At 62.1% G+C, this 18,334-nt stretch carries 19 protein-coding genes; 10 read left to right on the plus strand and 9 right to left on the minus strand.

What is annotated here, in order from left to right:
- Positions 1-48: 48 nt before the first annotated feature.
- Positions 49-2,505 (minus strand): bifunctional aspartate kinase/homoserine dehydrogenase II, encoded by a 2,457-nt coding sequence (locus VF684_RS15540; RefSeq protein WP_201998738.1) that lies wholly within the window; start codon positions 2,503-2,505, stop codon positions 49-51.
- Complete coding sequence (gene metB, locus VF684_RS15545) at positions 2,505-3,677, minus strand: cystathionine gamma-synthase (RefSeq protein ID WP_201914308.1); 1,173 nt, start codon at positions 3,675-3,677, stop codon at positions 2,505-2,507. Before metB ends, VF684_RS15540 begins: the two co-directional genes overlap by 1 nt.
- A gap of 220 nt (positions 3,678-3,897) precedes the next feature.
- On the opposite strand from metB, the gene metJ reads away from it, so the two are divergent.
- The 3 genes from metJ to VF684_RS15560 all read left to right on the plus strand — a co-directional run bounded on the left by metJ (position 3,898) and on the right by VF684_RS15560 (position 5,408).
- On the plus strand, positions 3,898-4,221 hold the full coding sequence (gene metJ, locus VF684_RS15550) for a met regulon transcriptional regulator MetJ (protein ID WP_005343046.1): 324 nt from the start codon (positions 3,898-3,900) through the stop codon (positions 4,219-4,221).
- Positions 4,222-4,262: 41 nt separating this feature from the next.
- Positions 4,263-4,985: an AraC family transcriptional regulator gene (locus tag VF684_RS15555; RefSeq protein WP_139441233.1), complete on the plus strand. Its 723-nt coding sequence runs from the start codon at positions 4,263-4,265 to the stop codon at positions 4,983-4,985.
- A gap of 84 nt (positions 4,986-5,069) precedes the next feature.
- Complete coding sequence (locus tag VF684_RS15560) at positions 5,070-5,408, plus strand: tRNA-binding protein (protein WP_040067328.1); 339 nt, start codon at positions 5,070-5,072, stop codon at positions 5,406-5,408.
- Positions 5,409-5,480: 72 nt separating this feature from the next.
- Here VF684_RS15560 and VF684_RS15565 read toward each other — a convergent pair whose 3' ends face one another.
- The 3 genes from VF684_RS15565 to nudE form a co-directional block, all read right to left on the minus strand.
- Positions 5,481-6,752 (minus strand): aromatic amino acid transport family protein, encoded by a 1,272-nt coding sequence (locus VF684_RS15565; RefSeq protein WP_043850037.1) that lies wholly within the window; start codon positions 6,750-6,752, stop codon positions 5,481-5,483.
- A gap of 437 nt (positions 6,753-7,189) precedes the next feature.
- Entirely contained in the window at positions 7,190-8,002 is an 813-nt protein-coding gene (gene cysQ / locus VF684_RS15570) for a 3'(2'),5'-bisphosphate nucleotidase CysQ (RefSeq protein ID WP_005343054.1), read from the minus strand.
- A gap of 37 nt (positions 8,003-8,039) precedes the next feature.
- On the minus strand, positions 8,040-8,648 hold the full coding sequence (nudE, locus tag VF684_RS15575; protein ID WP_064338850.1) for an ADP compounds hydrolase NudE: 609 nt from the start codon (positions 8,646-8,648) through the stop codon (positions 8,040-8,042).
- A gap of 144 nt (positions 8,649-8,792) precedes the next feature.
- Here nudE and yrfG point away from each other — a divergent pair, with 144 nt between their 5' ends.
- The gene (gene yrfG, locus VF684_RS15580) at positions 8,793-9,473 is read left to right on the plus strand and encodes a GMP/IMP nucleotidase (RefSeq protein WP_128834890.1); all 681 of its coding nucleotides are present in this window, start codon (positions 8,793-8,795) and stop codon (positions 9,471-9,473) included.
- Positions 9,474-9,558: 85 nt separating this feature from the next.
- On the opposite strand, the gene VF684_RS15585 is transcribed toward yrfG, so the two are convergent.
- The 4 genes from VF684_RS15585 to VF684_RS15600 form a co-directional block, all read right to left on the minus strand.
- Positions 9,559-9,771, minus strand: a complete 213-nt coding sequence (locus tag VF684_RS15585; RefSeq protein ID WP_128834891.1) for a hypothetical protein — start codon at positions 9,769-9,771, stop codon at positions 9,559-9,561.
- Positions 9,772-9,949: 178 nt separating this feature from the next.
- Positions 9,950-10,288, minus strand: a complete 339-nt coding sequence (locus VF684_RS15590) for a DUF1294 domain-containing protein (RefSeq protein ID WP_128834893.1) — start codon at positions 10,286-10,288, stop codon at positions 9,950-9,952.
- Positions 10,285-10,875, minus strand: a complete 591-nt coding sequence (locus VF684_RS15595; protein ID WP_201914292.1) for a sugar O-acetyltransferase — start codon at positions 10,873-10,875, stop codon at positions 10,285-10,287. The genes VF684_RS15590 and VF684_RS15595 overlap by 4 nt, the downstream gene beginning before the upstream one ends.
- Positions 10,876-10,961: 86 nt before the next feature.
- A complete protein-coding gene (locus VF684_RS15600) occupies positions 10,962-12,224 on the minus strand; it encodes an MgtC/SapB family protein (protein WP_201914290.1) in 1,263 nt (420 codons plus the stop codon).
- Positions 12,225-12,441: 217 nt separating this feature from the next.
- On the opposite strand from VF684_RS15600, the gene VF684_RS15605 reads away from it, so the two are divergent.
- The 6 genes from VF684_RS15605 to cbl all read left to right on the plus strand — a co-directional run bounded on the left by VF684_RS15605 (position 12,442) and on the right by cbl (position 18,232).
- Positions 12,442-13,443 (plus strand): sulfate ABC transporter substrate-binding protein, encoded by a 1,002-nt coding sequence (locus VF684_RS15605; protein WP_201914287.1) that lies wholly within the window; start codon positions 12,442-12,444, stop codon positions 13,441-13,443.
- A gap of 56 nt (positions 13,444-13,499) precedes the next feature.
- A complete protein-coding gene (locus tag VF684_RS15610; RefSeq protein WP_376899105.1) occupies positions 13,500-14,075 on the plus strand; it encodes an RBBP9/YdeN family alpha/beta hydrolase in 576 nt (191 codons plus the stop codon).
- Between the two features lie 270 nt (positions 14,076-14,345).
- Positions 14,346-15,185 carry a sulfate ABC transporter permease subunit CysT gene (cysT, locus tag VF684_RS15615; RefSeq protein WP_040067348.1) on the plus strand — a complete coding sequence of 280 codons (840 nt, stop codon included), beginning with the start codon at positions 14,346-14,348 and terminating at the stop codon, positions 15,183-15,185.
- Positions 15,182-16,072 (plus strand): sulfate ABC transporter permease subunit CysW, encoded by an 891-nt coding sequence (gene cysW / locus VF684_RS15620; RefSeq protein WP_376899103.1) that lies wholly within the window; start codon positions 15,182-15,184, stop codon positions 16,070-16,072. The genes cysT and cysW overlap by 4 nt, the downstream gene beginning before the upstream one ends.
- Positions 16,073-16,094: 22 nt before the next feature.
- Positions 16,095-17,162, plus strand: coding sequence for a sulfate/molybdate ABC transporter ATP-binding protein (locus VF684_RS15625; protein WP_139441229.1), 1,068 nt, complete (start codon positions 16,095-16,097; stop codon positions 17,160-17,162).
- Positions 17,163-17,284: 122 nt separating this feature from the next.
- A complete protein-coding gene (gene cbl / locus VF684_RS15630; RefSeq protein WP_139441228.1) occupies positions 17,285-18,232 on the plus strand; it encodes an HTH-type transcriptional regulator Cbl in 948 nt (315 codons plus the stop codon).
- Positions 18,233-18,334: the final 102 nt, after the last annotated feature.

Consider the following 18,334-nt stretch of genomic DNA (forward strand, 5'->3'; position numbering starts at 1 on the left):
TTTTTATTGTGCGCGGGAGCTGAGTGCTGCTCCCTTTGCATATCAGCCTTAGAGGCTGGCGCAGATCTGCCACAGATCGTACTGGATAGCGGCGGCGGTCACTTCCCGGCCTGCCCCCGGCCCCTGGATCACCAGCGGGTTGGTGCGGTAGCTGTCGCTCTCGATGGCGAAGATGTTGTCGCACGGCAAGAGGTTGGCAAACGGGTGGTGGGGCTCCAGCGACTCCAGTCCGACCCGCGCCTTGCCGTCATGCTCGAAGCGTGCCACGTAGCGCAGCACCTTGCCGAGGCGCTTGGCCCCTTCGAAGGCGGTCTGGATCGGGCCATCCAGCTCTTTCAGTCTGTCCATGAACTGATCGGCGGTCACCTTGCGCAGCGGGACGGGCACCAGATTCTCCAGCTCGATATCGGCGGAGTCGAGCTCAAAGCCAGCTTCCCGCGCCAGAATAAGCAGCTTGCGCCGTACATCCTGACCGGAGAGATCCTCGCGGGGATCCGGCTCGGTCAGGCCGTGTTGCCATGCTTCGTCCACCAGCTCGGAGAAGGGGCGAGTGCCGTCATACTGCTGGAACAGCCAGGAGAGGGTGCCGGAGAAGATGCCGGAGACCCCCTGAATGCGGTCGCCGCTCTGACGCAGCATCTGGATGCTGGACTGGATTGGCAGCCCGGCGCCCACGGTGGCGTTGTAGCGCCACTGCACCTGATGGTCGCGACAGGTCTGCTTGATGCGCTGGTAGAACTCGCTGTCGGCGGCACCGGCAAACTTGTTGGCGGCGATGATATGAATGCCGAGCTGGGCAAAATCCGGATAGTAGCGGCTCACCGTTTCGCTGGCGGTCATGTCCAGCGCAATCAGCGCATCGAAGCCGTGCTGCTCAAGTTGGGAGAGCAGCTCCGGCCAGATCAGCGGTTTGGGATTGAAGTTGTCCTGTACCTTGAGGGGGTTGAGTCCCTCTTCATCCAGCAGACCCCCTTCCGAGCTGAACACCCCGTAGAGGGTGAGCGCCAGATTGAGCTCATGTTCCAGCCGTGCCTTTTCACGGGCGTAGAGGCTCAGCCAGTGGCCGCCGATATTGCCCTTGCCGAACACCACCAGTCCGACCCGGGTCGGGCGGCTGAAGAGGGCGCTGTGCAGGGCGATGAGCAGTGGCTCCAGCACTACCTGACGCAGCACGGCCACCAGACTCAGGCCATCTCGGGCCACCTGTACGAACTCCAGCGGTTGATCTGCCAGCAGCTGATAGAAGCGATGGCACTGTTCTGCGTTGTCGGTGACACCGGCGCCGACCAGCGCTACCAGACTGTACCCCTCTTTCTGAATGAGGCCGGTGAAGCTCCCTTGCAGCTGGAAATCGCGCAGCAGCTCGAAGGCGCCTTGTGCCACCTCGAGGGTGTAGGCGAGGCGCAGGATCCGGCGATCCGGCTGGCGCTGCAGGGTGAGCGGGTTGAGACGGTGACGAGCCAGATGGGCCTCGATGGTGGCCACCGTCTGCTCGTAGTTGGTTTGCGGCAGCACCTTCAGCTCGATGAGGGCGATCTGATCCACCGAGGAGACGATGCGGGCGCCGCCGGAGCGGGGGGCGCGGCGCAGGATATGGGTGCAGCCCTCGTCCGGGTTGTAGCTGCAGCGCAGGGTGAGGCGTTGGCGGCTGTCGGCCACAGGTTGCAGGGTGCGCGAATGCAGCACCGAGGAGCCAAGACGGGCCAGCTCGTTGGCTTCGGCGAGGCTGAGGCGCTCCAGCAGACGCGCTTCTTTCACCCGACGCGGGTCGGCGCTGTAGACCCCGGCCACGTCGCTCCAGATGGTGGTGGATTCGCCGTCCGCCAGCAGCGCCAACAGGCTGGCGCTGTAGTCGGATCCATTGCGGCCGAGCAGCAGGGAGCGCCCCTCCATGTCGGCGGCGATAAAGCCGGTCACCACGATGCGACCGGCATGCTCCGCCAGTCGCGCCTTGAGCAGTTCGCTGGAGAGCGCAGTATCTACCTTGACCAGAGCGCCATCCTCGGCGCGCAGGAAGCTGCGGGCATCGAGCCAGATAGCCTTGTCGCCTCGGCTGGTGAGCAGGGCCGCCAGCAGGCGCGCCGACCACACTTCGCCAAAAGCGAGCAGGCCGTTGCGGGCGAAGCGATCAAACTGTCCCTCCAACGTTTTGGCTATCAGTTGCATGTCGTCGGCCAGCTGCTTGCTCAGATCGAGCTGCAGTTCACCCTCCAGCAGGCCGTCGATCAGGCTCTGCTGATAGGCCTGCAGGGCCGAGATGGCTTCACCGGCGGCTTCGTCCCCCGCTTCGGCCAGCTCCACCAGCTGGATCAGCCGGTTGGTGGTCTTGCCGGCGGCGGAGACCACGATCAGTTCATCCCCGCCCACCTGTTGTTCAACGATGCTGGCGACCCGGCGATAACAGACCGGATCCGCCAGACTGCTGCCACCAAATTTGTGGACGTGACGTCGCTTCAATCCTGCTTCTGCTGCCACCGCGATCTCTCCTTGTTGCTGCTGTTCCATTACTTCGCTACCTGTTCTGCCTGCTGCGCCTGTTCAAAAGCCTGAGCCAGGTCGGCCACCAGGTCTTCACCGTGTTCAATACCGACCGACAACCGCAGTAGCTGGCTGCTGATGCCTGCTGCCTGCTGCGCCGCCGGGGTCATGGCCCTGTGGGTCATGCTGGCCGGATGGGCCACCAGACTCTCCACCCCACCGAGGGACTCGGCCACCGAGAAGAGGGTGAGGGCCGCGAGAAAGGCGCGAATGCCTGTCTCGCTGCAATCGAGTTCAAAACTTAGCATGGCGCCAAAGCCGGACTGTTGACGGCGCGCAATATCGTGGCCCGGATGGCTCGGCAGGCTGGGGTGATAGATGCGTTTCACCAGCGGCTGCTGTTGCAGGAAGGTGAGGATGCGATCGGTGTTCTCCTGATGGGTGCGCAATCTGGGGGCCAGAGTGCGCAGGCCGCGCAGGGTGAGGTAGGAGTCGAACGCCCCGGAGGTGAGCCCCAGACAGTTGGCCCACCACACCAGCGACTCGGCCAGTGCTGCCTCCTTGGCAATCGCCACTCCGCCCACCACGTCTGAGTGACCGTTGATGTACTTGGTGGTGGAGTGCACCACCACGTCAGCTCCAAGTACGAGCGGCTGTTGCAGCAGAGGGGAGAGGAAGGTGTTGTCCACCACCACCTGCGCACCCACCTCGTGGGCGGCGCTGGCAATGGCGCGGATATCCACCACCCGCAGCAACGGGTTGGAGGGGGTCTCGACCCATACCAGTGCAGGCTTTTGCGCCAGCGCGGCGGCCAGAGCGGCCTCGTCTCCCTGATCGACAAATTGCACCCGGTAGTGGCCCTTGGCAGCCAGATACTCGAACAGGCGCCAGGTGCCGCCGTAGCAGTCGTGGGGGGCGATCAGCAGATCCCCCGCCTTGAGCAGTGCTGTGGTGACCAGATGGACGGCCCCCATGCCGGTGCCGGTAACCACGGCGCCTGCGCCCCCTTCCAACGCCGCCAGCGCGTCCGCCAGATTGGTGCGGGTCGGATTGCCGGAGCGGGCATAATCGTATTGACGGGGCTCGCCAAAGTCGGCAAAGGTGTAGTTGCTGGAGAGGTAGATAGGCGGCACCACGGCACCGTGTTGCTGGTCTGTCTCAATCCCGGTGCGAACCGCCAGGGTGGCCTTGTGGGTCATGTTTCTCTCCTTGATCTCTCTGGACGGTGGCCGCTCTTCCTGCCACGCTGCTTTTGCCACACGCAATCGTGCCAATGCTGGCATCATGATGAACCACACTACGCCAGCTTAAAAAGGCCGTCAATACTTCCAGACGTCTAAATGGCTTTGCTGTTGGATTGCCATTAATTTCCTTAAGGGTTAAAATCCGCGCTCACGGCTAAATGAGAACAGGTGAGTCATGGGAACAGAGTGGAACGGCGACTACGTCAGCCCCTACGCGGAACACGGTAAGAAGAGCGAACAGGTCAAGAAGATTACCGTCTCGATCCCGCTCAAGGTGTTGAAAGTGTTGACCGATGAGCGCACCCGCCGTCAGGTGAACAACCTGCGTCATGCGACCAACAGCGAGCTGCTCTGTGAAGCCTTCCTGCACGCTTTCACCGGCCAGCCGCTCCCTTGCGACGAAGACCTGCGCAAGGATCATCCGGACAGCGTCCCTGCCGAAGCGCGCGCCATCATGGAAGCGCTGGGCAAAGAGATCGAAGATTTCGACAAGGAATAACCCCCAATGACGCGGCCCTGGCCGCGTCATTGCTATCTGCCATGTCCCGTTTCAGCCTGCGTCACTATCACCACCACGTCTGTAGTCATAGTCACGACTTTGCCCAGCTGGTGATCCCCCTCGACGGCCCCCTCGAGATCGAGGTGCAGGGCCGGGGGCGCCGGCTTGCCCCCGGTTCTGCTTGCATCATCGCTCCCGGCGAGCGACACGACTACGCCGCCGATCCGGCGCTTTCGTTTCTGGTGCAGGAGAGCGACTGGCTGCCCGGCGATCTGGCAGCCCGCTCCTTTATCGAGCTGGATGAACCCCAGCGTCACTACCTCGCTTTTCTGCACCGCATGGTGGCCGAAGGGCGGCAGGTGGCGGGCATGGAGCAGGTGTGGCTCTCTCTGCTGGCTGAAGGGCAGGGGATGCAGAGCACTGCCACGCCGCGCCTTGCCGCCCGCATCCTCAAGGTGCAACGCCATATCGATGCCAACCTCGCCGCCCCGCTGACCAATCAGCAACTCGCCGCCATCGCCTGCCTTGGCCAGAGCCAGTTCAAGCTCGCCTTTCGCCAGCAGCTGGGGGTGAGCGTCTCCCACTACATTCGCAGTCGGCGCATGGCGCTGGCGCGTACCCTGCTTGCCGGTACACCACTGCCCGTTGGCGAGATTGCCAGCCGCTGCGGTTACCAGAATCAGGGGGCCTTCAGCGAGCGCTTCCTGGCCGAGAGCGGGCTCACTCCGTCCCTCTGGCGCCAACAAAACGGCCGCCTGCCGTAACGAAACGGCTGATCGCCGAAGACGGGATGCTCTCTTTGGGCCATGCTGCGGGTCATGCAAGGTGCACGATAAACAGGGGCCGAAATGGAGACGATTAGCTGGCAGGATTTCGAGATGGTGGAGCTCCGGGTGGGCACCCTGGTGCGGGTCGAGCCGTTCCCCGAGGCACGTAAACCGGCCTACAAGGTGTGGGCGGATTTTGGCCCCGAACTGGGGATTCGCAAGAGCAGTGCCCAGATCACCGCGCTCTACCAGCCAGAGCAGCTGGTGGGCCGCCAGATCATCGCCGTAGTCAACTTCCCGACCAAGCAGATCGGCCCGTTTCAGTCGGAGTTTCTGCTGACCGGTTTCTACCGGCCGGATGGCGCCGTGGTGATGGCTATCCCCGAGCGGGCGGTGGAGAACGGCGCCAAGCTGGGCTGAATTCATACCCGAACAGAGACAAGAGAGGCGACCCCAGGGTCGCCTCTCTTTTTTGTTTTCTGCTGCGAGTCGTTACTTCAACAGGCTGAAGATCAGCGCCGATACTGCCAGCGAGCCGGTCAGCAGGATAAAGCCGTTGGTCCAGCCGTGACGGAAGCGGGCCAGCGCCTCCACCTTGTAGATGGCAATGACCGGCATGATAAACAGGATCATGGCGATGACCGGGCCGGAGAGGGTTTCCATCAGCCCCAGAATGCCCGGGTTGATGACGGCGGCACCCCAGATAGAGAAGAACATCAGGGCGATGCCGACCTTGTCCGCCTTGGCCTGCGGCAGGCCGGTGGGCTTGGCGATCAGGCTTTTGAGGCTTTCGCGGGCACCGAGGAAGTGGCCGAGGAAGGAGGAGCTGATGGCGATAAAGGCGATGAGCGGCCCCAGAGTCACGATCACCGGGTTGTCGGTGATGTTGGCGAGATAGGAGAGCACAGAGACGTTCTGGGCCTTGGCTTCGGCCAGCTGGGCTGGCGAGAGGCTCAGCACGCAGGAGAAGACGAAGAACAGCACGAAGCCCACCAGCATCACTGTGGTGTTGCGCAGGATCAGGCCGCTCTTGGCTTCTGCCTGTTCGCCATATTCACGACGCTGCACGTTGGCAAAACCGGAGATGGCGGCGGCGTGGCTGAAGGCGAACACGGTCACTGGCAGCGCCAGCCAGACAGTATTGAGGAAGCTGACCCCTTCAAACGCCGTCACTTCCGGCCATTGCCACTGAGGGATCAGATAGCAGGAGAGGGCCGCCAGAATGGCCGCCAGCGGATAGACCATAAAGGCGAAGGCGCGCAGCATCGCTTTCTCACCCGCCAGCATCACGGCGATCATGGCGAATACCAGTACGCCGGAGAGCATCACCCGATCCGGGGTTGCCATGCCGAGCTGGTTGACCATAAAGCTCTCCACCGTGTTGGTCAGCCCGACCCCGTAGATGAGCAGGATCGGGAAGATGGAGAGGAAATAGAGCGCCGAGATGAGGCGACCGGCCATCTTGCCGAAATGCTCCTCCGCGACTTCGGTGAAGTCGGCGTGGGGGCGTGACGAGGAGAGCACGAAGCGCGCCAGCCCGCGGTGGGCGAGGAAGGTCATGGGGCCTGCCAGTACCGCGACGATGACGAGAGGCCAGATGCCGCCCAGACCCAGATTGATGGGCAGGAACAGGATACCGGCGCCAACGGCGGTGCCAAACAGGCTGATAACCCAGTGGGTGTCGTGACGGCGCCAGCGGGTGGTGCTGGCAGTGGTGGAGCAGGAACCGGATAGCTCCTTGGTAGCCTCTACAGATAAACTCATTACTAATTCACTTTTTGTTAGTGTTTTAATCTGAGTTTATTGTGGTTTATCGGGATTTAATTCTCAAAAGGCGAGACTGAAACATATCACTGCCATTGCGGGGTTTAGCCAGCGAGATTGGGAATGGAATCTGGGTCACAGAATGCAACAAAACTGACAATGGTGATTTTTGTGAAATATAAAACCAAAATTTGATCTTCGCTCGTTTTTTTATTTTGACTAATCAGGTGTTTTCAGAATTACGTGAAAAATCGCACCATTTCTCGCCGACCGACTGTGATGTTTCACTGTCATTTTGCCGCTTTGCCAGCGTATAACGCTGTTCAAGAGCGCCTTGACCAGCGGATCACTCCGGCCATTACCCGGGGTAACTTCTCTGAAAAAGCAGGCGGCCATCGGGCCGCCTGCTTGTCTGGTGTGATGATATCGCTATCGGCCTAGTGGGCCAGAATGTTGCCCCAGGCGAGATCCGGATCCCCCATCACGATAAAGTCCGGGTTCTCCAGCGACTCGGTTTCGTTGTAGCTGAGTGGCTGCAACGCCAGGCTGAGGATGCGGCCACCAGCCGCCTCGACGATGCACTGGGCGGCGGCAGTGTCCCACTCGCCGGTGGGGCCGAGCCGCACGTAGCAATCGGCCGCCCCTTCCGCCACCAGACAGGATTTGAGGGAGCTGGAGCCGAGCGGGATCAGCTCGTAGTTGATGGCCGGGTTGAGACGGCGGGTGAGCTTCTCCAGCTTCTGGCGGCGGCTGATGGCCACCACCAGCGAGTCAGGCTGGTCATGCTCGTGGTGCATGGCGCTGATGGGCAACACCTCGCCATTCACCTCCTTGAAGGCGCCGTAGCCGCGCACCGCCCAGTAGAGCACGTTGGACTCGGGAGCATAGATGACCCCGAGCACCGGCACATTGTCCCGCACCAGGGCGATCAGGGTGGCGAAGTCGCCGCTGCCCGCGATAAATTCGCCAGTGCCGTCGAGGGGATCCACCAGCCAGTATTGCCGCCAGTTGGATCGCTGGCTGAAGGGGATGTCGGCCGCCTCTTCGGTCAGCACCGGCACATGGGGGGTGAGCGCCGAGAGCGCCTGTTTGAGGTAGGCATCGGCAGCAAGATCGGCACTGGTGACCGGGGTCGCATCCTCCTTCAGCTGACGCTCGAACTGACCGCCGTGATAGATGTCGTGAAGGATCCTTCCGGCTTCGCGGGCAATCTCCTTGACCCCCGGCACCCAGGCCAACAACTCCTGCATCTCGTTATCCTCTGTCTGTTAACTGCCCGTCTGCGGGCTACTTTGCCTGCTCCGCCAGCCACTTCTGGGCCAGGAGCAGGGCACTGATGCTGCGCGACTCGGTGAAGTCGGGTCGTGCCAGCAATTCGTCTATCCGGTTTAGCGGCCAGGGGATCACCTCCAGCGGTTCGGGCTCGTCGCCGATCCGCTGCTCGGGGAAGAGATCCCGGGCCAGCAGGATATCCATCCGGCTGGAGAAGTAACCGGGCGCCAGCGACACCTGCTTGAGCAAGGTCAGGCTGTTGGCGCCAAAGCCCGCCTCTTCCATCAATTCCCGGTTACCCGCCTCGAAGGCATCTTCGCCCGGGTCGATCAGCCCTTTGGGAAAGCCCAGCTCGTAGGAGTGGGTGCCGGCGGCATACTCGCGCACCAGCAGCAGGGTGTGGGCATCGAACAGCGGCACCACCATGACGGCGCCCCGGTTGCCGCCGCGCATCCGCTCGTAGACCCGCTCTTCGCCATTGGAGAATTTGAGGTGTAGCGATTCCACCTTGAACAGTCGGCTCTCGGCCACGATATCGGCCTTGAGGATCTCCGGCTTGCTCTTGGGGTGATCCAGTTGGTCGGCTGAGATGTGCTCGGGTTTGCTCTTGTGGGGGTCGCTCATCGGACGCTGGCTGCTCGTTAAAAAATCGTGCTTCAAGAGTAAACGACTCTCACACCGAACACCACGGGCCAGGGATGGCAAAGGGGGAGGAAAAATCCGTTATACTGCCGCCCCGTTTTCCGAGATCCGCGATCAAGAGGCCCGATGCCACACTCCTGCTCCACCACCTTGCCTTGGCACCAGATAGACACCGTCTTGCTCGATATGGATGGCACCCTGATCGATCTGCATTTTGACAACCACCTCTGGCAGCAGTTGGTGCCGGAGCGTTACGCCGAGCGGCTCGGGCTGCCACTGGATGAAGCCAAAGCTCAGATCGACGTCCACTATCACGCCGTCAACGGCACCCTCAACTGGTATTGCGTAGATTACTGGAGCGAGACCCTGGGGCTCGATATTCGTGCCCTCAAGCAGGAGCTGCTGGCGAAGATCCAGTGGCGTCCCCACGCCATCCCCTTTCTGGCCGCGCTGCGCGCCGCGGGCAAGCAGCTGGTGCTTCTCACCAATGCCCACCCCGCCAGCCTGTCGGTGAAGGATGCGCAGCTCGGTCTTGCCGAGCATCTGGATCTGATGGTGAGTACCCACGAGCTGGGCTGGTCGAAGGAGAGCCAGCACTGCTGGCAGGCACTGGCCGAGCGGCTGGCGTTCGATCCGGCCCGTACCCTGTTTGTGGATGACAGCGAGCGGATCCTGCGGGCTGCCGCCGACTATGGCATCGGCTATCAGCTGGCGATCCAGAATCCGGATAGCTGCAAGCCGGAGCAGAGCATCACCGCTTTTCCGGCGATCCGCGACTATGCCGAGTTGCTGCCGTTGGCAATCTGAAGCAGTTCAAACAAGAGAGGGCTGCATCATGCAGCCCTCTTTCTTTGATTTGAATTTTGGTTATCTGACGCCTGATGGCGAAAAATCACAGCTCCCGAAACGGGCGCCGCTTCTCCTCTTCGATGACGATCGCCTCCAGATTGGCGATCCGCTCCTGTAGCTCCCGGATGACCAGATCCTGCTTGCCGAGGCGATCCGTGATGCGAGCATCCCCCATCTGATAGCGGGCCCGCTTGCCGAGATATCCGAACAATAGGCTGATAAATACGATCAGGACTATGCCTGTCCACATGGTCATGTCACGACTCCTTGTCGATATCAATATGGTCGTCATAAACGGCGAAAACGCTGATGAGATCTGCTCTGTTTTCTCACAGCCGCCGGGCGGCCGCAATGGGTCCCGTTTCGCCTTTGTGATGCAGTTGGCTATTGCTGCCGGAGCGGGCGGTCAAGCCACAATTTTGTTACTCGGGTGGCTATTGCTGCCAGAGGGGGCGGCCAAGCCAGAGTCCCCACAGGGTGAGGTGCAGCAGCACGATAAACCAGAAGACCAGCCGGTAGCTGCGCTTCTGGGTCTTGTGCCGCAGCCACTGGCGGGCAACCAGCGCCCCCGGCCAGCCGCCGCACAGCTCCAGCAGATGGAGCCTCGATTCGGGAATGCGCCACTCGCCCCGCACCGCCTGCCGCTTGTCCCAGGCGTAGGCTGCCACCGTCAGCAGACTCATGGTCAGCAGTGCGGCCAGCGGCCACCACTGCTGTTCGCCTAGGCCGAGCCAGAGAGCGGCGCCCAGTGGCAGCAGCGCCAGCGCCATCATTGGGCCAACTCCCAGCAGCGCTCCTCATCCTGCTTGAGGGTGCGGATCACCCTGGCCGGATTGCCCACCGCCACCGAGTCGGCCGGGATGTCGCGGGTGACCACGGCGCCGGCGCCAATGATAGAGCGAGGCCCTATGGTGACGCCGGGGCAGATGATGGCACCACCGCCGATCCAGCAGTCATCGCCGATCCGCACCGGCTTGTTGTAGGCGGTCCAGTTGCGTCGCTCCAGATAGTTCATGGTGTGGGTGGCGGTGTAGATCTGCACGTTGGGGGCCAGCAGCACATGGCTGCCGATGTGCACTTCACCCACGTCGAGAACGGTGATGTTGAAGTTGAAGAAGGTCTTCTCGCCGATATGAATGTTGCGACCAAACTCGCAGGTGAACGGCGTGCTGATCCAGCAGGAGTCGGGGCAGTGGCCAAAGAGCTCGCGGCAGATCTGCTGGCGCAGAGGGCCATCGCCTGCAGGTGAACCATTGAGCCGGGCCAGCAGCGCCTGACCGCGGATCCGGTCGTTGGCTATCTCCTCGCTCTGGCTATCCAGTGCCCCGCCTGCCAGTACCTTGTCCCAGTCGCTCGCCATTGCTACCTCCCCATGCAGCAAGAGCAGGCAGTATACGTGACTGTCAGGGGCGCCGTCAGTCTGTCACTTGTTGCAGGTGATCCCCGTCAACCTGCTGGCCAGACGAGGGGCAGGATCAGCAGGGCCGAGACGAAGTAGGGGAGCAGCACCCGCAGCCCCAGACTGCGACCGCCGATGCCGAGGGCCAGCAACCCCTTCACCAGCGAGTTGATCAAACCGGCGAGCAGGATGCCGCGGGCCGCCACCTCCAGCGCCAGCTCCTTGTGGGAGAGCTGGGAGAGCGACAAGGTGATGGCGTCCACGTCGGTGATCCCCGAGACCAGCGACAGCAGATAGACCCCCGAGTTGCCTACCTTGTCTTGCAGCAGAGTTGCCATAAAGCCGATCAGCGCCAGCAGCAGGCCGAATTTGATGGCGGTGGCCAGATCGAGCGGGTTGCTGGTTTCCGGCTGCACCGGGCCGTCTGTCAGCTCCTCGCGCTGGCGCCAGAACCAGAAGGCAAAGCCGTAGACAGTGGTGGCCAGCAGCAACAGGGGGGCGACGAGGCGCATCGCCAGCTCGCTGTGAATGAGCAGCACCAGCACCAGCAGCCGCAGCCACATGGTGGCCCCTGCCAGCAGGATGCCGGTGGCCAGCAGTCGCTCCAGCCCTCCTTGTTCCTTGTTGAGGCGGGCGAACTGCAGGGTGAGGGCGGTGGAGGAGGCCAATCCCGCCAGTATGCTGGTGAGCACCAGCCCGGCGCGAGTGCCGAGCAGACGAACCGCGAAGTGGCCACAAAACGAGATGCCGGCGATCACCACCACCATCAACCAGATCTTGAAGGGGTTGAAGGCGTCGAGGGGGCCCATCTCCTCGTTGGGCAGTACCGGCAGCAGTACCAGCGAGATGAGCAGAAAGCGCAGGGTGGCGTGGAATTCGGTTTCGCTGAGAAACAGCATCCCCTGCTGGATCTGTCCCTTCAAGCCCATCAACAGGGCGGCCAGCACGGCGCAGGCGACCGCCTCGCTCGGGCTCAGCAGTACCGACATCAGCCCCAGCAAATAGGTGAGCAGCATGGCTACCGAGCTGGTGAGACCAAACTCCCCTTGCCAGCGCTGGGCCAGCCAGACCGAGAGGCCGCAGCCGATCACCACCGCCAGCAGGCCGAGCAGCGGCAGCCAGGGGCCCAGGGTGGGCAGCAGCAAACCGCATACCCCGCCGAGCAGGCCGATAAGGCCGTAGGTACGCATCCCGGCGATGCGCTGGTTGTCCCCCAGCTGACGCACCTGCCAGCCCCGTTCCAGTCCGATGATGAGGCCGATGGCCAGCGAGACCAGGGCACCGTTGACCGGTTCTGCATTGATCCACATAACGACTTCCTTTTCGTCATCTGCCTGCCTTGTTCCCATGATGGCACAGCGAGCAAGGGGCCAGAGGGGCATGGCTCACAGAGTCTGCGTCTGGCTCCCGGTGCGGGTGGCTGAGCTGATATGAGCAAAAGAGATAAGCAAAGAGTTATTTCTTTCTTCTGGGCATAACAACTCCACGGCATGCTGTTCTCAACCCAACAAGATATGGAGAATCACCATGAAACTGCGAATGACCGCCCTGACCCTGCTCTCTCTGCTGGCATTTGGTCAGGCCAATGCCGCCGAGATCCGCCTGCTCAACGTCTCTTACGATCCGACCCGCGAGCTGTTTCAGGAGTACAACGCCGCGTTTGCCAAGGAGTGGAAGGCCAAAACCGGTGACGACGTGGTGGTGAGCCAGTCTCACGGTGGCTCCGGCAAGCAGGCCCGCGCTGTGGTGGATGGACTGGAGGCCGACGTGGTATCGCTGGCGCTGGCCTACGATGTCAACGCCATCGCCAAGGCGGGGCTGACCGCTGCCGACTGGCAGAGTCGCCTCGGCAACAACGCCTCGCCCTATACATCCACCATCGTCTTCCTGGTGCGCAAGGGCAATCCCAAGCAGATCAAGGATTGGGATGATCTGGTGCGCAAGGATGTCGCCATCGTGACTCCCAACCCCAAGACCTCCGGCGGGGCACGCTGGAACTATCTGGCCGCCTGGGGCTATGCCCTGAAGAAGAGCGGCAGTGAAGAGGGGGCCAAGCAGTTTGTCGGCGATCTCTTCAAGAACGTGAAGGTGCTGGACTCAGGCGCCCGCGGTGCCACCACTAGCTTTACCGAGCGCGGTCTCGGTGACGTGCTGCTGGCGTGGGAGAACGAAGCCCTGCTGGTGCTTGGTCAGGCGGGTGCCAGCGACAAGTTCGAGCTGGTGGTGCCTTCGGTCTCCATTCTGGCGGAGCCGCCGGTCGCGGTGGTGGACAAGGTGGCCAAGAAGCACGGTACCGAAGCGGTGGCCAAGGCCTATCTCGATTATCTCTACTCTGACGAGGGGCAACATATCGTCGCCAAACATCACTATCGCCCCAGCAACCCGGAGATCCTGAAGGAGACGGCAGCCCAGTTCCCGCAGCTTGCCCTCTTTACCGTCAAGGATCTGGAAGGAGATTGGGAGAAAGCCCAGAAGAAACACTTCGCCCAGGGTGGTTTGTTTGACCAGATCTATCAGCCGGGTCGTTGATAGCTTCGTTATCCATCACTGAACTGGCCCCTGTGCCAGCCGATAGGAGCACCAAGATGAACAAGATCCTCCTGGTTCCCGGTCTGCACAACAGTGGGCCGGATCACTGGCAGAGTCGCTGGCACGATCATTTTCCCCAATGGCAGCGGATGACCGGGCTACCGTGGGACAAGCCGGACCTCAGGGTCTGGAGTGCCAAGCTGGCGAGCAAGCTGAAACGTCGCCGCAGCCGGGTTCATCTGGTGGCCCACTCTTTCGGCGCCCTGACCGCCATCGCGGCGGCCCGCTTGCAGCCGAAGAAGGTGGCCTCGATCTTTCTGGTGGCGCCCGCCGATCCCGCCCGTTTTGGTATTGCGGATGAGGCCTTGGCCGGGCCGCTGCAGGTGTCGGCCCAGCTGGTGGCCAGCCGCAACGATCCCTGGATGAGCTTCGAGCGAGCCGAATACTGGAGCCGCCAGTGGCAGGTACCGCTGTTCGATGCCGGTGAGGCGGGCCATATCAATGCCCAGTCCGGTCATGGGGACTGGCATCAAGGGCTGCATTTGCTGGGGGCTCTCTATCGCCGTGGTGAGCTGGTGGTGGCACCGGTCAAGACCGCATCGCCCCGGCCGGTCGTACTGGGCTTTCGCTAGGTATCTGTGAAGTGGTTGGAGGGTTGGCGAGCGCGCTGTTCGCTGGCTACTCCATGCCCCCGTTCTTTGAATGCTCCGCTCCGTATTGCTCCATTTCTTAGGTCTTTTATTTATATAAAAGACCTTTTTTATTTGGAGTGCGCCAAGAGCCTTGTGACTCTGCGGTTAGACAAAAAAGTGATTAGCAAAGTCGCAATTGATGTTTGTTGCCGATGAGGGGAGTGCGCAGAATCACCATATCGAAAATTCTTCATAACAGATGGATGTGTTATGCGATTTGGTTCTTACTCTGTCCTGCCCGGTTTTGGCCCCACCTTGGGGTTCAGCCTGCTCTATCTGGGCCTGCTGGTGCTGTTGCCGCTCTCGGCCCTGGTGCTGTTTGCGATCAACAACCTGACCGCCGCCGAGTTCTGGCAGGTGATCGGTTCACCCCGGGTGCTCGCCTCCTTTCGCCTGAGCTTCGGTGCGGCCTTTGTCGCGGCGCTGCTCAACAGCCTGTTCGGCCTGATCCTGGCCTGGATCCTGGTGCGCTACACCTTCCCCGGTCGTCGACTGGTGGATGCGTTGATCGACCTGCCATTCGCCATGCCGACCGCCGTTTCCGGCATCGCCCTGTGCGCCATCTTCGCCCCCAACGGCTGGATCGGCCAGTTGCTGGCGCCGCTCGGCATCCAGCTCGCCTACAACCCTATCGGGGTGGTCATCGCACTCACCTTTATCGGATTGCCGTTTGTGGTGCGTACCCTGCAGCCGGTGCTGCGGGAGGCTGAAACCGAGCAAGAGGAGGCCGCCGCCAGCCTCGGCGCCGATCGCTGGCAGACCTTTCTGCGGGTGCTCTGGCCGACCCTGGTGCCTGCCCTGCTCACCGGTTTCGCGCTGGCGTTTGCCCGCGGGGTGGGGGAGTACGGCTCCGTCATCTTTATCGCCGGCAACCTGCCGATGGTCTCGGAAATCGCGCCGCTGATGATCATGAGCCACCTGGAGGAGTATGACTACGCCGGTGCCTCCGCCATCGCAGTGGTGATGCTGCTGATCTCATTCATTTTGTTACTGCTAATCAACAAGTTGCAGGCCTGGAGCTGGTCTCGCATCGGAGGGAGCCGGATATGAGTTCATCTGCTATCGCCATTGAGGCGGCCTCTGTAGAGGCGACCCCCGCTCGCAAGGCACCGGTCGTGATCCGTGAACCCCAGTGGGTCAAGTGGCTGCTCATCACGGTCGGTTTGGGCTGGTTTGCCGCCCTGTTGCTGCTGCCGTTGGCCACCGTCTTTATTCAGGCGCTGACGCCGGGGCTGGCTTTTTTCTGGCACGCCATCAGCGAGCCGGATGCCCTGAGCGCCCTCGGTCTCACCGCGTTGGTGACCCTCTGTGCGGTTCCACTCAATCTGCTGTTCGGGATTGCGGCGGCCTGGGCTATCGCCCGTTTCCGCTTCCCCGGTCGGCAGCTGCTCATCACCATCATCGATCTGCCCTTCTCGGTGTCGCCGGTGATCGCCGGTCTGATGCTGGTGTTGATGTTCGGCAGCCGCTGCTGGTTTGGTGACTGGCTGAGCGAGCACGACATCAAGATCATCTTCGCCACCCCGGGGATCATCCTGGCCACCACCTTCATTACCGTGCCCTTCGTGGTGCGCGAGCTGCTGCCCCAGATGGAGGCGCGCGGCCCGGAAGAGGAAGAAGCCGCCATCATGCTGGGGGCGAGCGGTCTGCAGATGTTCTGGCGCGTCACCCTGCCCGGCATTCGCTGGAGCCTGATGTATGGCCTGCTGCTCTGTACCGCCCGCGCGGTCGGGGAGTTTGGCGCCGTGTCGGTGGTCTCCGGCCATATTCGCGGCCAGACCAATACCCTGCCGCTGCATATCGAGATCCTCTACAACGAGTACCAGACCGGCGCCGCCTTTGCAGTGGCAAGCCTCTTGGCTCTGTTCGGGATCTTTACCCTACTCGGGGAAACCCTGTTGGCCCGGCTGCGTGCCCAGCCCACCAAATCTCACTGATCACCGTTTTAAAGAGGCAGCCATGAGCATTCAGGTTCAACAACTCAACAAGCATTTCAATCAGTACGCGGCGCTGGCAGACATCAACCTCGACTTTCATGACGGTGAGCTGGTGGCGCTGCTCGGCCCCTCCGGTTGCGGCAAGACCACCCTGCTGCGGATCATCGCCGGGCTGGAGCAGGCCGACTCTGGCCACGTCATCATCCGTGGCGAGGATGCCTCGGATCTCCATGTGCGCGAGCGCAACGTCGGCTTCGTGTTCCAGCACTATGCCCTGTTTCGCCATATGACGGTGTTTGAGAACGTGGCGTTTGGTCTTAGAGTCAAACCGCGCAGCGAGCGCCCGGCCGAGGCGGCCATTCGCGCCCGGGTCAAGGAGCTGCTGGATCTGGTGCAGCTCAGCCATGTGGCCGAGCGCTATCCGACCCAGCTCTCCGGCGGTCAGCGTCAGCGGGTCGCGCTGGCTCGCGCGCTGGCGGTGCAGCCCAAGGTACTGCTCTTGGACGAGCCCTTCGGTGCCCTCGATGCGCAGGTGCGCAAGGAGCTGCGTCGCTGGCTGCGCGAGCTGCACGACGAGCTGCACGTCACCAGTCTGTTCGTGACTCACGATCAGGAAGAGGCGCTGGAGGTAGCGGATCGGGTGGTGCTGATGAATGCCGGACGGGTCGAGCAGATCGGCACCCCGGCCGAGGTCTACGACCAGCCCGCCAGCTCCTTCGTCCACAGCTTCCTCGGCAGTGTGAACCAGTTCCGCGGTCGGGTGGCGGAGCAGGGATTCGGTGTCGGCGAGCAGCTGCTCGGCGGGCCGTCGGCTTCCCATCTGGCTCACGGCAGTGCCGCCATCGCCTATGTCCGCCCCCATGAACTGGAGATCTTGCCAGCCGATGCACCGGGCGGGATCCGTGCCACCATCACCCGTCTATTGCCCATGGGGCCACGCATTCGGGTGGAGCTGCGTGGCGATGGCGAAACGAAAGGGGCCCACTATGAGGCGGAGCTGAGCAAGGAGGCGGCCAAGCAGTTTGCCCCGGGACAGGGGGTGAAGCTGGTGGCCAGACAGGCGCAGTTCTATCCCGACTATCAGATTTGATGCTGTGTTGCGGGCGGTGTGGCCGCCCGGTTCAGGCTGTCAGCCGGGCATGATCCGGCCAAATAACAAAAATGAGAGGGGCGAGCAGATTGTGTCGCCCACTCTTCGCAGGAGGCGACAAGGTGAATTTCCAGCAGTTACGTATTATCCGGGAGGCAGCGCGGCGGGATTACAACCTGACCGAGGTAGCCAATGCCCTTTTTACCTCGCAATCCGGGGTGAGTCGCCATATCCGCGAGCTGGAAGAGGAGCTCGGTATCGAGCTCTTTATCCGCTACGGTAAGCGGCTGCTCGGTATGACCGAGCCTGGCAAGGAGCTGCTGGTGATTGCCGAGCGCATTCTCAATGACGCCAACAACATCCGCAAACTGGCCAGCACCTTTGCCAACCGCGACTCGGGCCGCTTGCTGGTGGCGACCACCCATACCCAGGCCCGCTATGCCCTGCCGCGGGTGGTGAAGGCGTTTCGCGAGCAGTTTCCGCTGGTGCAGCTGGAGCTGCGTCAGGGCAGCCCGGAGGAGATAGTGCGGCTGGTGCAGACCGGCGAGGTGGATATCGGCATCAGCAGCGAGCAGCTCGACAAGAGCGAAGGGGTGGTGGCATTCCCCTACTACCGCTGGCACCACAATATCGTGGTGCCCGAGCAACATCCGTTGGCAGGCGAGCGGGATCTGACGCTGGCGGCGCTGGCCAACTGGCCCATCGTCACCTATCAAGCCGGGTTGACCGGGCGGGTGCGGGTGGATGAAGCCTTTGCTGCGGCTGGCATCGAGCCGCAGATCCTGCTGACGGCGCAGGACTCCGATGTCATCAAGACCTATGTCGAGCTGGAGATGGGGGTCGGCATACTGGCCGACATGGCGTTCGACACCCAGCGCGATCAGGGGCTGGTGCAGCTCGATGGCAGCCATCTGTTTGCCCCCCACACCGCCTGGATTGGCCTCAAGCAGGGGCAGTTCCAGCACAACTTTGCCTGGCAGTTTATCCAGCTCTGCAACCCCGAGCTGGCGCTGGCGGATATACAGGCCCGCGCCATGGGCAGCGAGCCCGCCATCGACTTCCAGATTTGAGTTCGGAAGAGAAGAGAGAAGGGGAGCCAATGGCTCCCCTTCTTCATTGCTGGCAGATGAGATTGCCAGCGAAAACAGACGGCTTCATATGAATTTTTTCAC

It is taken from the genome of Aeromonas sp. Lyrl_2, assembly GCF_051948815.1.
Taxonomy (GTDB): Bacteria; Pseudomonadota; Gammaproteobacteria; order Enterobacterales; family Aeromonadaceae; genus Aeromonas; species Aeromonas veronii.

What these genes read in the sequence shown, in the direction of transcription:
- VF684_RS15590 (WP_128834893.1), bottom strand. Translation starts at nt 10,288, where the DNA reads ATGATGGCGCTGGCGCTGCTGCCACTGGGCGCCGCTCTCTGGCTCGGC.
- VF684_RS15560 (WP_040067328.1), top strand. Translation starts at nt 5,070, where the DNA reads ATGGAGACGATTAGCTGGCAGGATTTCGAGATGGTGGAGCTCCGGGTG.
- VF684_RS15605 (WP_201914287.1), top strand. Translation starts at nt 12,442, where the DNA reads ATGAAACTGCGAATGACCGCCCTGACCCTGCTCTCTCTGCTGGCATTT.
- VF684_RS15610 (WP_376899105.1), top strand. Translation starts at nt 13,500, where the DNA reads ATGAACAAGATCCTCCTGGTTCCCGGTCTGCACAACAGTGGGCCGGAT.
- VF684_RS15565 (WP_043850037.1), bottom strand. Translation starts at nt 6,752, where the DNA reads ATGAGTTTATCTGTAGAGGCTACCAAGGAGCTATCCGGTTCCTGCTCC.
- metJ (WP_005343046.1), top strand. Translation starts at nt 3,898, where the DNA reads ATGGGAACAGAGTGGAACGGCGACTACGTCAGCCCCTACGCGGAACAC.
- VF684_RS15540 (WP_201998738.1), bottom strand. Translation starts at nt 2,505, where the DNA reads ATGGAACAGCAGCAACAAGGAGAGATCGCGGTGGCAGCAGAAGCAGGA.
- cysW (WP_376899103.1), top strand. Translation starts at nt 15,182, where the DNA reads ATGAGTTCATCTGCTATCGCCATTGAGGCGGCCTCTGTAGAGGCGACC.
- VF684_RS15595 (WP_201914292.1), bottom strand. Translation starts at nt 10,875, where the DNA reads ATGGCGAGCGACTGGGACAAGGTACTGGCAGGCGGGGCACTGGATAGC.
- VF684_RS15555 (WP_139441233.1), top strand. Translation starts at nt 4,263, where the DNA reads ATGTCCCGTTTCAGCCTGCGTCACTATCACCACCACGTCTGTAGTCAT.
- VF684_RS15625 (WP_139441229.1), top strand. Translation starts at nt 16,095, where the DNA reads ATGAGCATTCAGGTTCAACAACTCAACAAGCATTTCAATCAGTACGCG.
- yrfG (WP_128834890.1), top strand. Translation starts at nt 8,793, where the DNA reads ATGCCACACTCCTGCTCCACCACCTTGCCTTGGCACCAGATAGACACC.
- cysT (WP_040067348.1), top strand. Translation starts at nt 14,346, where the DNA reads ATGCGATTTGGTTCTTACTCTGTCCTGCCCGGTTTTGGCCCCACCTTG.
- cysQ (WP_005343054.1), bottom strand. Translation starts at nt 8,002, where the DNA reads ATGCAGGAGTTGTTGGCCTGGGTGCCGGGGGTCAAGGAGATTGCCCGC.
- nudE (WP_064338850.1), bottom strand. Translation starts at nt 8,648, where the DNA reads ATGAGCGACCCCCACAAGAGCAAACCCGAGCACATCTCAGCCGACCAA.
- metB (WP_201914308.1), bottom strand. Translation starts at nt 3,677, where the DNA reads ATGACCCACAAGGCCACCCTGGCGGTTCGCACCGGGATTGAGACAGAC.
- VF684_RS15585 (WP_128834891.1), bottom strand. Translation starts at nt 9,771, where the DNA reads ATGACCATGTGGACAGGCATAGTCCTGATCGTATTTATCAGCCTATTG.
- VF684_RS15600 (WP_201914290.1), bottom strand. Translation starts at nt 12,224, where the DNA reads ATGTGGATCAATGCAGAACCGGTCAACGGTGCCCTGGTCTCGCTGGCC.